The sequence below is a fragment of the Microcoleus sp. T3_A4 genome (assembly GCF_036700465.1).
Taxonomy (GTDB): domain Bacteria; phylum Cyanobacteriota; class Cyanobacteriia; order Cyanobacteriales; family Microcoleaceae; genus Microcoleus.
In genome coordinates, this window is sequence record NZ_JAUBOY010000003.1 from 217655 (window position 1) to 231043 (window position 13389).

A 13389-nucleotide genomic window follows, 5' to 3' on the forward strand; every position below is an offset into this window, starting at 1 on the left:
GTGAACCCTACTCTGAAACGGCTTTATTTTGGAGCCTACCCTTATAACCTGATTCGTTCGGGCAATTTACAGAAGTACTATCAACTGCTCTGCAATTTTGAGTTCCTGTTGGGCAAAATTCAGCATCCAGAGTTTGGGGTACAGGCGCTGATTGAGGATTACGATTTACTGGATGACTCCGACCCAGAACATCCAGAGTGGAACTCTGAAGCTGTTAAAGCGTTGCGATTAATTCAGGGGGCATTGCGGTTATCTGCTCATGTGCTAGCAGAAGATTCAACACAATTGGCATCACAGCTTTGGGGGAGATTACAAAGATTTGATAATCAAAATATTCACAGCTTATTGGATCACATAAATCAGAATCAAACAGTTTGGTTGCGTCCTTTTAAATCAGGTTTGATTCCATCTGGTAGCAGGTTACAACGTATTTTTACAGGTCATCGTAGCTCGATAAATGTAATTGCTCTAACTCCTGATGGCAAACAAATAGTATCGGGGGCAGACGACGGTATTCTCAAAGTTTGGGATTTAGCAACGGGAAAGGAACTGCGTAGTCTGAGCGGTCATGGGAATGCCGTAACAGCAATTATTGTAACTCCAGATGGTAAGCAAGTAATTTCTGGATCAAAAGATGGCACTCTTACAGTTTGGAACCTAGCTAGAGGACAAGAATTATTTACAATGACTGAGCAGGACTACCTTATAGAAACAATCGCTGTTACATCAGACAGCAAATGGGTGACTACATCTGGATTGATTTCAACTAATGGGTGGAATATAATTAAAAAATTATTCTATAGACAAAACCGTAGAATAATAGCTTGGAATTTAGAAACGAGAGCGAGGAGGGTTGTTTTAGACAGTTCAGAATTCGACACTATTGCTTTGGCTCGTAACGGAATTAAAGCAATCTTGTGTTCAACTGTACATAATAACAATAAAACTTATACGCTTCTTAGAGTTAAAAACTTTGAATATACGTTGGGTATTTCCAAAACTGAATATTTAGAAGTTAATTCAAAAGACGATATTACAATTACTACAGATCGCATATATTCAATAACGGTTGTCGCTATCACTGCTGATGGCAAGTCGGTTATTTCGGGCGCAGAAAACAACACACTTATTGTTTGGAATTTAGAAACCCAACAGCCACGATTGACACTAACAGGACATTGCGAGGAAATAACTTTAGTTGCCATTAGTGATGATGGGAAGAAAGCTATCTCTGGCTCAAAAGATAAAACTCTCAAAATTTGGAATTTAGAAACAGGCAGAGAAATATCTACTTTGAACGATATTAGCAACTCAGTGAATTCTGTTGTTATTGCCTCTAATAGTAAACAAGCGTTTTCATGTTCCACAGACAAAGCTATAAAAATCTGGGATATAGAGGAAAGAGAATCTGAATCTTTAATTACAGAAAATATCGATTTTACTGCTAGAATAATATTTTATGTTTTGATTATTTTAAGTTTATCAATTTTAATCTTCCTGAACCTAGATTTTTTTACAAGAGTTTTATTCGGGTTTATCAATGATTGTTTTACTGAACTTAGAATTTTTTTAACAAGGGATTTACTCACTATTGCAATAGATTTATGGAAGTTTTACGATTATTTTAAAAATAAAACTATATTATTTTTAGGGTTTTTGAGTCGGGTTTCATTTAGGGTAGGTTCATGCTTATGCTATTTGTATTTAGTATTTTTTCCTCTTTTAAAGATGGCAAACATAATAATTCCTAAAATGAATAATATAACGAATATTAATGTTAATCAAAGTTGTCAGCAAACAGATCACGATTGGTTAGAAAGTTGGAATACTTTTGATCGATTTCATAGTGATTCGATAACTGTTCTTGCTGTTACCACAGACAATAACCGCGTTATTTCAGGCTCAAATGATAAAACTATTAGAGTTTGGGATCTGGAGACAGGAAACCTGCTCTCTATATTATCTGGTCATCGAGAGGAAGTTAGCTCCATAGCGTTGAGTTCAGACGGTAAGCTTTTAATCTCTAGCTCGTTTGACAAGACTATTAAAGCATGGAAAACAGAAAGTCTGAAGAAAGTGTTTCAGTTAAAATCTTGGTTATTAATCGATTATGAAATTTGTTACATAGCTATAAGCGGAGTATGGGTAAATTTAGGAATTGCTATCGGTCTTGGAATTTTAAAAAATCATTCTACTATTTTACAGAATCCTCTTTCAAAGGTTGGGGGGCAGGAAGTTTTATTTATAATTTTTCTAATTTCTGTATCATTAATTTATAGAGTGGTTTGTTACTTTATAGAGAAGAAATACTGCGAGCTAGACAATAAACTTATTATTACTCCCGACAACAAGAGAGTTATAGCTGGTTCAAGAGATAAAACACTCAAAATTTGGGACTTGACTACTCGAAGACAAATTTATACCCTGCAAGGTCATAAAGACTGGATCGCTTCTGTTGGAGTTACTTTAGATAGTCAATATCTGATTTCTGGTTCAAAGGACAAAACGCTCAAGGTTTGGAATTTAAGAACTGGCAAGGAGCTTTTCACGCTTGCGGGGCATTCCTCTCCAGTAACCGCTGTTGCTGTTGCAGTTACTCCTGATGGTTTACGAGCAATTTCAGGTTCATCTGATGGCTCTCTCAAGGTCTGGGATCTAGAATCCCGTGAGGAAATTTTGATGCTCAAGGGTCATCGCGACTCGGTAGAGGGAATAGCCATCACCCGAGATGGCAAACATTTGGTTTCTGCTGCCTCTGACCATACGCTTAGAGTTTGGGTTTTACTTACTGGAGAGGAAATAACTAGATTTACAGCAGATATCCCCTTAACCTGCTGCACTATTGCACCAGAAGGAACGACGATCGTTGCAGGCGATCGAGTGGGGCAACTCCACTTCCTACGTTTGGAAGGTATAGGGGCCTCACCATGAATATTTTTCCTCCGGCATCATCTCCCATTACTTCCATCTCCGCTCCTACTAACTTTCAGCGATTCCTCCAGAAAATTTCCCAAACTTTTGTAGGTCGCCAGTTTGCCTTCGCTGCCCTCAGCGATTTTTTCCAAAAATGCGATCGCGGCTACTTCACTCTCACTGGTTCTCCCGGCACTGGCAAAACCGCTATCCTCGCCAAATACCTAATCCAGCATCCCAACATCCTCTACTACAGCGCCCAACATTCCAACAACCAACACCCCGACCACTTCCTCCACACTCTTTGCACTCAACTACTCAATTACCTTAAAACAATTACAGCAGATTGTTCTTATGAAGTCCTGCCGAACAATGCCACGCAAGGCAGCAACTTGCTTTCCCTGCTCCTTCAAAAAATTAGCGATAAACTACCATCCTCTCAACCCCTTATCATCGCCCTTGATGCCCTCGATCGCGCTGACCTCAACAATCACCCCCCCGGTTCCAATCTCTTCTATCTACCCCGCTACCTCCCCCCACACATCTATTTCTTTCTCAGTCGTCGCCCCTTCCCACTAGAGAAATCCGGCTTACTTATCGAAGCTCCCAACCAAACCCTCAATCTAGACCACTACTCGAATCAAAACCAATTAGACATACACACTTATCTTCAACAGAGCTTGGCTTCTACTAAGCAGGGAGCTGCTATTCGAGACTACCTGAACACTCAGCACATCAGTGAAGCCGAATTTTACCCAAGCCTCACTGCCGCCAGCGAGAATAACTTCATGTACTTGAGTAAATTGCTCTCCACCATTGCTCGAGGCACGTACCTCTACCCCTTGGAACGCGATCGCCTTCCCCCTGAACTAAAACAATACTATCAACAGCACTGGCAACAGATGAGAGGTAAGAGATTGTCTTCGATTGCTCACCTTGTTCTGCGTATCCTAATTCAGCAGGACAAACCGATGTCGGTGGAGGCGATCGCAGCAACGATTGGTAAGGAGGAATATGAAGTAGCAAAGGTCTTAGAAAACTGGATCGAGTTCCTAAATCCACAACTTATGCAGGGAACCAATTGTTACAAGTTTTATCACTCAAGTTTTCGTAACTTCCTGAGTCAAAAGTTGAGCTAACTTTGTACGATTTTGCCTTCATAATTCAAGTCTTCCAGGCTCACGCAGTAAGAGGATGGATGATTTTGATGAAAAACTGTAATGGTTTACCTCTTACATTTCAACCAACGCATCAATCCTAGTAGACTAACTCAACCTTATTTAGGAGACACGAACGATTTGGATGAAAGAATTTGCAATCACAGACGGGATAGAGGTGCAAGACTCTGTGCCGTGGCTAAAGAACGGGGAATTACCTTTAAAGTAGCAGAAGTTTGGAGCGGCGAGCGCTCTCTATAACGTCAGTTAAAACGTCAGAAGAATAGTCGTCGTTTTTGCCCGATGTGCAATGCACCCCAGTACAAATGTACTTAGAGCCAAAACTGGTTCTCCCTCTTAAATTAGAGTTTGGTTAAAAATCTTCTGTTCTTTAACGATAACTCCAGGCAAATAGAGTATTTCAGTTAGTTGGTGTTTCACTTTTGTGTTTGATTTTGTGATGTTTTACTAAAATTTTAGCATAGGTCCGGGAGAACCATTTTTTTTTAATCTCATCGTTCCGAATTAAAGTCGCACTTAACAGTGCTAGTTCATACATCTGAATTCACCGTTATGAAAAAACTGCTCGCTATCGCTTTAACAAGCCTTTTGCTCTTAATAACAACAGACGCTAACGCAGCCGTTTGTAAAAAGGTTACAGATAGCAAACCAGGCTGCGACTTTTTAGGCGGCACTTGGGATAGCCAAAACAACTGTTGCCGACTCTAAAGTTGGCAACTATTTTAAATCAAAACCAGGCAACCACTGGTTTTTTTTAGACCAACCGCCATCCTTTATGTCTTTTACCTTATTCCTAAAGTTCAGGAATAAAATTGATTTACAAAAAAGTGACTTATAACTCATATACTTCCCAAATAAAACCCACCATCCTCAAGCTACCTAATGTCAAAAACTCCTTAAAAAGAGTAAAATTTCGTGCATTATTGACACAGCGAGATTCTTTCCCTATTTTTATAAACGGAACTAATTATGAAACATGATTCGCTAAAGAAGCAGAAAATATCAACCGCTATCCCAACTCTTTTGACTTCCAATAAACTTAAAATAGCTCAGTTGCAACTTACAGTTAAAACTCCTTATCAACTGATCGATACTGCTTTCAATCTTGAAACAGCCCTGCAACCATTCTACCAAGCAAAAATCATCGGTATAGACTGCGAAACAACAGGGCTTGACCCCTACAAAGCCAAAATTAGATTGTTACAACTTGCTATTCCCGACCATCCAGCGATCGTTGTAGATTTATGGGCAATTAAACCGAGCGAACTCGAACCATTACGCTTGCTCTTAGCCAGTCCTGCACTGAAGGTAGGTCACAACCTCAAATTTGAATGGCAAATGCTCGCTTTTGCCGGACTGGAACCATCCAAACCCTTTTTCGATACCTATTTAGCTTACCGAGTGCTGACGGCTGGACTAAAACGGCATCTGTCCCTAGAATCTGTCACTGAGAATTTGCTGAAAGTAAAGCTAGACAAAACGCAGCAAGTTAGCGATTGGTCGGCAAACTTAACACTCGCTCAACTCCAATATGCTGCTACCGATGCTGCAATCTTACTCCCGCTGGCTGCTGCTCTGCAACAAAAACTGAAAGCTTCTAAGCTTTGGAAAACTGCTTTACTAGAGTTTGCTTGTCTGCCTGCGGTGGCTTCTATGGAACTCAACGGAATGCTTTTAGATAGAGAACAGTGGAGAGTTTTGGGAGTGAAGCTCTGTTATCAACGCGACTCTCTTTTAAAAGAAATTAATTCGCAACTCCATCGACCTAACCCTCACCAACAAATCTCTCTGCTGCCAGAATTTACGGATACAATTAATCCTCGCTCTCCCAAGCAAGTCTTAGCGGCTTTGCAAGAAAAAGGTATTCCTGTTACTTCCACTAGCTCTCAACATTTAATTCCTTTGCAAGGCGAGTATCCCGTTATTCAAGCACTGTTAGAATACCGCAGCTTATCTACTCGTATCGATACTTTTACTCTGGGTTTACCTGAACGCATTCACCCGATTACAGGGCGCATCCATCCCAATTGGTTTCAGATTGGTGCTAGATCAGGACGGTTTAGTTGTCGAGAGCCAAATTTAACGAATATCCCCAGAGATAAGGAAACCCGACAGTGTTTTAAAGCTGCACCCGGTTACGTCCTGCTCAAAGCCGATTACAGCCAGATTGAACTGCGGATTATGGCGAAGGTTTCGGGCGATCGCACGATGGTGAAAGCCTACTCTCAAGGGGAAGATTTGCACTCTCTGACAGCTTCTTTGGTGCTGGCAAAACCCTTATCTGAAATTACTCTCGAAGACAGACAGCTCGGTAAAATCATTAACTTCGGTTTAATTTATGGCATGGGAGTTACGAAATTTAAGAATATGGCTCAAGCAGAGCATGGAGTCACTTTAACGCTGCAACAAGCTTCACACTTTCGTAAGAAGTTCTTTGAATCCTATACAGGTATCAAACAATTTCACAGCAAAGTTCGGAGCGCCTGGAGCCGAGGTATTCGAGAGAGTCGGACAGTCTTAGGCAGAAGGAGATTATGGTCAAAAGATACTAAACCGCTGCTTAACGAAATGCTAAATAACCCAATTCAAGGGATGAGCGCTGACATTACTAAACTCGCTCTTGCTCTCATTTTTTCACCTCTAAGCTGCACGAATGCTAAACTGATTTGTGTGGTTCACGATGAAATTTTAATAGAGAGTCCTATCGAAGAAGTAAACCACGTTAAAGCAATGCTTAAAAAATGTATGGTGAGAGCCGGGAATAAATTTCTCTCTCCGATTCCTTGCGAGGTAGAAATTAAGGTGATGGAAAGTTGGGGAGGCTAAGAGATTAACGGGGAAAGATTGGGGAGTGGGAGTAGGGAGAAACCGCACCGCAGCCATAGCCATTGCTGTGAAATTTCCACTTCCTCACCACTCTCCTAACAGTCGCAGCACGATTCCTCCCTAACCTCCCACCCGTAAACAACGGTAGTCCTGCATAGTCATACCACTTCACTATGAACCTGCACTTAATATAGCTTCAAGTATATAGTCCCAACCACAGAGAGATAAAACTTCTTCATTCGTGAGAGATTTGATAATTATATCTACCTGTTCTTTGAGTTTATCTAAACTAGAATAATTTTGCCACTTGAGGTCTTTTTTTGTATGTTCCCACAATCTTTAAATCGGATTCAATTCAGGACTATAGGCAGGTAAATATATTGGCATTACATGGCCATGCCAGTCTAATAACAGAGCTTTATGAAAGCTACCATTATCCATGATAATTAGATTGAAATAGTTTGAGTATTTTTGAGCAAATTCATTTAAAAACTCTTGAAAGCAGTTGTGATTGAGCTGAGAAAATTCTTGATAATATTGTTCACCTGTTGATGGCTCTACAACTCCATAAACATAGAAGTTTCCTCGCTTCCATTGCTTTTTGCCGGCTGGTTTTATTCCCTTCAATGTAATCACCCTGCCCTGCATAGTAATCAATCCAAATCTACTCTCGTTCTGACACCATATCCTTACAGGATGTCCTGTTCCGAAATATTTAATCATTACTTTGATAATTACAGCAACAACCAACCTTATTCCGCTCTATTCTACAGCCAGTTACCGATAAGGATAAAGGAGGCCCATTTAGCGGGATGTATATTCTTGTTTTGATTAATCAGCGCCTTCTGCGCTTCCTTTAGGGCTTCTGCTTTGCTCATTTGCGATCGCAAGTTATCGTAAAACTTAGCGACTAATTCTTGTGTAAAAGCATCGTCAACATACCAAAGAGAAGCCAAAGCACTTCTGACGCCTGCTTGCACCGTAATGCCAGCCATACCCAGTGTCGCACGGTCATCTCCTATACCCGTTTGACAAGCCGTGAGTGCGAGCAACTCCACTGGCTCTGTACCTTTACTAAAGCGGCGAATATCACTCTCTAGCTGAGTAATTGTCATCTTCTCATTATTACCCGTCACTAAAAAGCTATCTTCTGGAATAGTGCCAAATTGGCCGTGCGTGGCAATGTGAATAATCGGGTAAGCCGTTTGTTTAAGTTCTTGCTCTAAGCTCTCGGGAGTAAATTGTTCGTCCAAGAGTTTCTTGCTACCTGGAAATAGCTTTATAACTCGATTGATTTCATCGGTGACATTTGCCAAAGCCTTAAATTTTTCACCATCAACGGTAGCAGCTTCGGTTAAGCCCAAAGCTAGCGTCCGCAGACTTGGAAAATTTAGGGGTTTAGGAGATGTCAAGCGCAAACCGGGAGTCGTAGCAATGGCGTATTTCTGAACTAGAAATTCTTCACCATTGTGGAGCGCAGCCATCGGTACGCTGCGTAATAGCCCATCTTGGATGAAAACGAGAGTTTTAATTTTTGTTGGTGTTAAATCGGAGGCGAAAGGGCGAATCAGCAAGTTATATAGATTTTGTGCTGGTGTTAAAAAAGCGTCAGTAGGATCGTAAAATTTTTGAATTTCTATACGAATTTTTTTGATTTCTTCTGTAAGTTTTTTGCTATCGTTTATCCAGACTAGCCGTTTAAATCTTCTTTCAGTATTTGGCTTTCCCTTCTCGTCAGAGTTGGGTAAACTCACCACAATCGCCGTTCGATCGTCCAAAATTATAGAACTAAAGACAGCAGTGTCTTCTCTTTCTAAGTCATCAACTCGTTCTGGCTCAAAAACGGTAAAGACACACTCATTGCCGAAGTAATTTTGCAATTCTGCTAGTTTCAAAGAATCAATCGCGTTGAGTGCAGAATCGAGCTCTTTTTGGTACTCAAGACTCGCAATGGGTAGCAATTGGGCACGCTCTAGCTTTAACTGAGCAAACTCGCGGTAGAGAGGAGTAATCGTATCCCGAAAGCTAAATTGCAAGTCTTGCTGGGTAATTAACAGATTGTCTCGAATACCTCCCTCACCTTCTAAAGTTGCGATCGCGCGTTCGTAAGCAGCAATTGCCTCAGATTCTTTCGCCTGTGCTTTAAATATTCGTCCCGCTTGCCACTCCCACAAATAAAGACTATCTTTAGCAAGTAAGTTTTGGTCGGCTGCCAATCTTGCCTGTTTGGTAAAATCTAAGGCTTTATTGTAGTCTTTGCGGCATTCGTAGAGATGACCTAGTTTACCTAACGCAAATGATTCGGAGCGAGAATCTTTAATGCCTCGAGCAATATAAACAGCTTTTTGCAGGAGTTCTTCTGCCTGCAATTCGTTGAGTTTTCGCGGCTGACATTGAGCTTGAGATGAAGTATAATTAATAGAATCAACAGGTTGTTCTATTTCGGATAAATTGATTGCTGCATAGACTTTATTGGGAGAATCAGGGATGATATTAAGTAGAGTTAGAGCTTCTTGCAATGCTTGATCGGCCTTATTAGTGCGATAGGGTAACTTAAAATATTTCGATCGGTAATAAAGTTGAATCAAATTGAGAAGCGATCGCATTTGACTCGATCGGTCATTTTGAGTGCCCCTCTGTTCGAGGCTGATCTCGAAATAACCTAAAGCTTTTGTGTAATTAGCAGCAGCTTCTTTAATGAATTCATTAGCTTTATTTTCTGCATTTCTGGACTTAGCAGAATCAGCACGCTGCTCGTTGAGTTGAGCTTTACTAAAGTAAGTATTACCGAGACTATTAAGCACTGAGGCGCGATAAACTGGGGGGTTAATCTCCCCGACAATCTTTAAGCTAGCCTCTAGAGTTTCAATGGCTCGATCGTACTTTCCTGTGAGGCGATAGGCTTCTCCCAAACTTCCCAAAGCCGCCGCTTCTCCCTGGCGATCTCTAAATTTTTCGGCAATTTGCAAAGCACTTTCTTCACTTTTGGGGCAAATTTCATCAGCCTCAGAAGCACCGCATAAAAGCGATCTCGCTTCTCTATTTTGCCCCAAACGGCTGTAGGTTTGAGCGAGTTCTGTGAGTAACCGTCCCACCTTCACGAAATCTCCAGAGGAACGATAGTTGGCGATCGCACTTTTCCAATAATCGATCGCTTCGCTGAATTGACCCATTTGTTGATAAGCTATGGCTAGTTTTTCTCGAACGATCGCCTCGTTAGCGCGGTTTTTAGTGCTTTGATAGGCGGTTAAGGCGGTTTGCCAAAGTACGATCGCACCTTGCACGTCTCCTGTTTTATATCGTTCGATTCCTTGTTGTACGAGCTGGCTGGGATTGGTAGACTGTGCAGTTGCTACTTCTGTCCATCTTAGTTGTAAAGGATTAAAAGAAACATGACTCAGCCACAGGCAAATGGTGAGACTGGTTAGGAATAAAATTACCAGAACTTGGCGGATACAGAATCGGCGGTGTCGGCTTGGCATCGAAGTAAGATATGGTAGGTTCTTTTGAAGATTTTAGACAAAGCGTTACTCACCTCTTGCAGTATTCTCGATTTTGCTACCTAACCAGCCTCGAATTTAAACTCCGCTCTAGCTTTTGTTTGCAATTAACTACATTAGACCTCTTGCAAAAAAAATTTATGTTACAATTAAGAGTTTTGAGTTTTAGACCTGAGAGCTAAGTCATAATTGTAAAGTGCTGATCTAACCTGCAATCTGCTCCACTTAAGCCAAACCCTCGATTGTAGGATAAAATTATTTTGCAAGAGGTCTATTACCTACGATCGCAGCTTCTTCGAGAAAATACAACCCTGCAATTGTAAAGTTTTGTGCGAGTAAAGCCCCTTTTTAGGGGGCGTGATTCCTAATTCCCTTTTGGGGTTTACCCTTCAATCATCTCCAAAATTGCCTCAATGTCTGCGAGTGTTGTCGCTGATTTCTTACGCTTGGCCTTGAGCCTGTTTAACAAGTCAGCAGCCTCTGGTAGCTCAATTTCAGCGCGTCGAGTATGGTAAAGCTCAAGCCTCATGTCACTCACTAAATTCAGAAGTCGCTTACATTCACCCTTTAATCGCTTCACTTCATCAGTTAAACCGCTTGTATCATGCGATTTAGTCTGTTTCTTCTCTACTTCGGAGTCACTACGTTTACCTTCTGTGTCACGCTGTTCGATTTTTTTGTCAATTTGTCGGGCATAATCTAGAGTAGCGTCAGCCAGGGCGATCGGAACTCGAATGGTGCGAGTCGGGCCACTCTGCCAAGCAGCTTTAAATCGGGAATCTTTGATTGAGTCTTCGTGTCCTTTAGGATTAGGCATAATAAGCGAATCCCTTGTGTCAAGCGTTTCATTTAGTCTAACAAGAATGCCAATTTGTGTCAAGCGCGTGACACACGACTTTTGGGTGTCCTCAGCCGGACGGGCAGGCGGCTATTTTTCCGATGGCCGATTTTTTAATTGTGACGAAGAAGAAGACAATGGCGGCCAGTCGAAAAAATCCCGCTGGGAGCTTTAGACGGAGAACGGGTAATTTCCCGCTCACTCCAAAACCTTGTTCTAGGCGGGGATAAGCTTATTTTCACACCCATTCCAAAACCTTGTTCTAGGCGAGGATAGTGAGTGAAGGCCACTCAAAAAGAAACTCTAGTGATAGATTTATCAATATGTTTTAGAAACCAACCTATGATTGCTAAAAGCTGGTTCGGTTGGTGTTGGCAGTGGCAGATTGGGGGTTGCGTCGCCATATTTGGGACACTCCTCGTAGGAGGGGGCGATCGCGCTAACGCCCAAATCGTGCCTGACAATACGCTAGGTGCTGAAAGTTCTGTCGTTACACCCAAAGTCAATATACGGGGTATTCAAGGCGATCAGATAGATGGTGGCGCAATACGAGGCGCTAATCTGTTCCACAGTTTTGAACAATTGAGTGTTTTAGAAGGAAGAGGCGCTTATTTCACCAATCCAGCAGGAATTGAAAACATTCTCTCGCGCGTAACCGGGGCGAACCGTTCGGATATTTTGGGACGGTTGGGGGTTTTAGGCACTGCTAATTTGTTTTTAATTAATCCAAACGGCATTGTGTTCGGGCCATCTGCCAGTTTAGACGTGCAGGGTTCATTTTTGGCAACGACAGCGAATGCCGTCAAGTTAGGGGATACCGGACTATTTAGCGCTTCACAACCGAGTTCGAGTAATTTACTCAGCGTCAGTCCCTCAGCTTTGTGGTTTAATGCCGTTGCTGCTCAACCCATTGTTAATCGATCGCAAGCACCAAGTTTAATTTATCAACCTAATTCAAATAATGGTTCCCCTGGGCTACAGGGGCAACCGGGTCGAACTTTAGCGCTAGTTGGTGGGAATGTATTCCTAGAGTCCGGGAGAGTGACAGCAGAAGGAGGACGCATTGAACTCGGCAGTGTGGCTGGAGTGGGAGAAGTAAGTTTGAGTCAAAGTGGGAACAACTTTGTCCTGGGGTATGACTCGATTAATAATTTTAGCAATATTTCATTATCAAACGGGGCGTTTGCGGATGCCAGTGGGGAAGGGGGCGGTGATGTTCAGATTCGCGGTGGGCGGTTGGAGATGACGCAAAGCAATATTCTGGCTAACACCTTTGGGGCAGAAAATGGCAAACAGATACTGGTACGCGCAACAGAGGTTGAGCTGAGGGACGGTTCATTCCTGAGGGCTGAGGTGACTCAGGCGGGAACGGGAACTGGAGGAGACATAAGAATTGACACGGGGCGCTTGCTGATGCGCGATGGGGGATACATATCAGCCGCTACTTTCGGTTCAGGCAAGGGTGGCAGCTTGCAGATTACGGCAACGGATTCGGTTGAGGCGATTGGTAGCTCAACCGATGGTCGGTTTGGCAGTGGCTTGTTTACTGACAGTTTTGGGAGTGGGGATGCAGGGAATTTGAGCATTAACACGGGGCGCTTGCTGGTGCGCGATGGGGCACTGGTATCAGCCGCTACTAGAGTTTCGGGCAAGGGCGGCAGCTTGCAGATTACGGCAACAGATTCGGTTGAGGTGATTGGTAGCTCAGCCGATGGTCGGTTTGGCAATGGCTTGTTGGCTGATAGTTTTGGGAGTGGGGATGCAGGGAATTTGAGCATTAACACGGGGCGCTTGCTGGTGCGCGATGGGGCACGGGTATCAGCGGCTACTTACGGTTCGGGCAAGGGCGGCAGCTTGCAGATTACGGCAACGGATTCAGTCGAGGCGATCGGTACCTCAGCCGATGGTCGGTTAAGCAGTGGCTTGTTTACTGATAGTGAAGAAAGTGGGGATGCAGGGGACTTGAGGATTGACACGGGTCGCTTGCTGGTGCGCGATGGGGCACAGGTATCAGCCGGTACTTTCTATACAGGCAAGGGTGGGAGCTTGCAGATTACGGCAACGGATTCAGTCGAGGCGATCGGTACCTCAGCCGATGGTCGGTTAAGCAGTGGCTTGTTTACTGATAGTGAAG

At 42.8% G+C, this 13389-nt stretch carries 8 protein-coding genes; 5 read left to right on the forward strand and 3 right to left on the reverse strand.

The annotated features are described in order from the left end of the window. The 4 genes from QUA07_RS03020 to QUA07_RS03035 all read left to right on the forward strand — a co-directional run bounded on the left by QUA07_RS03020 (position 1) and on the right by QUA07_RS03035 (position 6917). Positions 1-2931, forward strand: coding sequence for a WD40 repeat domain-containing protein (locus QUA07_RS03020; protein WP_333322562.1), 2931 nt, complete (start codon positions 1-3; stop codon positions 2929-2931). Next, complete coding sequence (locus tag QUA07_RS03025) at positions 2928-4052, forward strand: ATP-binding protein (protein ID WP_333322564.1); 1125 nt, start codon at positions 2928-2930, stop codon at positions 4050-4052. The genes QUA07_RS03020 and QUA07_RS03025 overlap by 4 nt, the downstream gene beginning before the upstream one ends. Positions 4053-4133: 81 nt before the next feature. Continuing rightward, on the forward strand, positions 4134-4331 hold the full coding sequence (locus QUA07_RS03030) for a hypothetical protein (RefSeq protein WP_333322566.1): 198 nt from the start codon (positions 4134-4136) through the stop codon (positions 4329-4331). Positions 4332-5060: 729 nt separating this feature from the next. Beyond that, the gene (locus tag QUA07_RS03035; RefSeq protein WP_333322568.1) at positions 5061-6917 is read left to right on the forward strand and encodes a bifunctional 3'-5' exonuclease/DNA polymerase; all 1857 of its coding nucleotides are present in this window, start codon (positions 5061-5063) and stop codon (positions 6915-6917) included. Positions 6918-7256: 339 nt separating this feature from the next. Here the strand turns inward: QUA07_RS03035 and QUA07_RS03040 are convergent, their stop codons facing one another. The 3 genes from QUA07_RS03040 to QUA07_RS03050 all read right to left on the reverse strand — a co-directional run bounded on the left by QUA07_RS03040 (position 7257) and on the right by QUA07_RS03050 (position 11234). Beyond that, positions 7257-7667 (reverse strand): transposase, encoded by a 411-nt coding sequence (locus QUA07_RS03040; RefSeq protein ID WP_333322571.1) that lies wholly within the window; start codon positions 7665-7667, stop codon positions 7257-7259. Positions 7668-7684: 17 nt separating this feature from the next. Continuing rightward, on the reverse strand, positions 7685-10399 hold the full coding sequence (locus QUA07_RS03045) for a CHAT domain-containing protein (RefSeq protein ID WP_333322575.1): 2715 nt from the start codon (positions 10397-10399) through the stop codon (positions 7685-7687). A gap of 400 nt (positions 10400-10799) precedes the next feature. Next, a complete protein-coding gene (locus QUA07_RS03050) occupies positions 10800-11234 on the reverse strand; it encodes a hypothetical protein (RefSeq protein ID WP_333322577.1) in 435 nt (144 codons plus the stop codon). A 363-nt stretch (positions 11235-11597) separates the two neighbouring features. Between QUA07_RS03050 and QUA07_RS03055 the strand changes: the two genes are divergently transcribed. Next, on the forward strand, positions 11598-13389 hold a 1792-nt coding region (locus QUA07_RS03055), incomplete at its 3' end, for a two-partner secretion domain-containing protein (RefSeq protein WP_333322581.1).

Excerpts from the sequence above, each read along its gene's own strand:
- QUA07_RS03025 (WP_333322564.1), top strand. The coding sequence starts at position 2,928 with ATGAATATTTTTCCTCCGGCATCATCTCCCATTACTTCCATCTCCGCT.
- QUA07_RS03030 (WP_333322566.1), top strand. The coding sequence starts at position 4,134 with ATGGTTTACCTCTTACATTTCAACCAACGCATCAATCCTAGTAGACTA.
- QUA07_RS03035 (WP_333322568.1), top strand. The coding sequence starts at position 5,061 with ATGAAACATGATTCGCTAAAGAAGCAGAAAATATCAACCGCTATCCCA.
- QUA07_RS03045 (WP_333322575.1), bottom strand. The coding sequence starts at position 10,399 with ATGCCAAGCCGACACCGCCGATTCTGTATCCGCCAAGTTCTGGTAATT.
- QUA07_RS03050 (WP_333322577.1), bottom strand. The coding sequence starts at position 11,234 with ATGCCTAATCCTAAAGGACACGAAGACTCAATCAAAGATTCCCGATTT.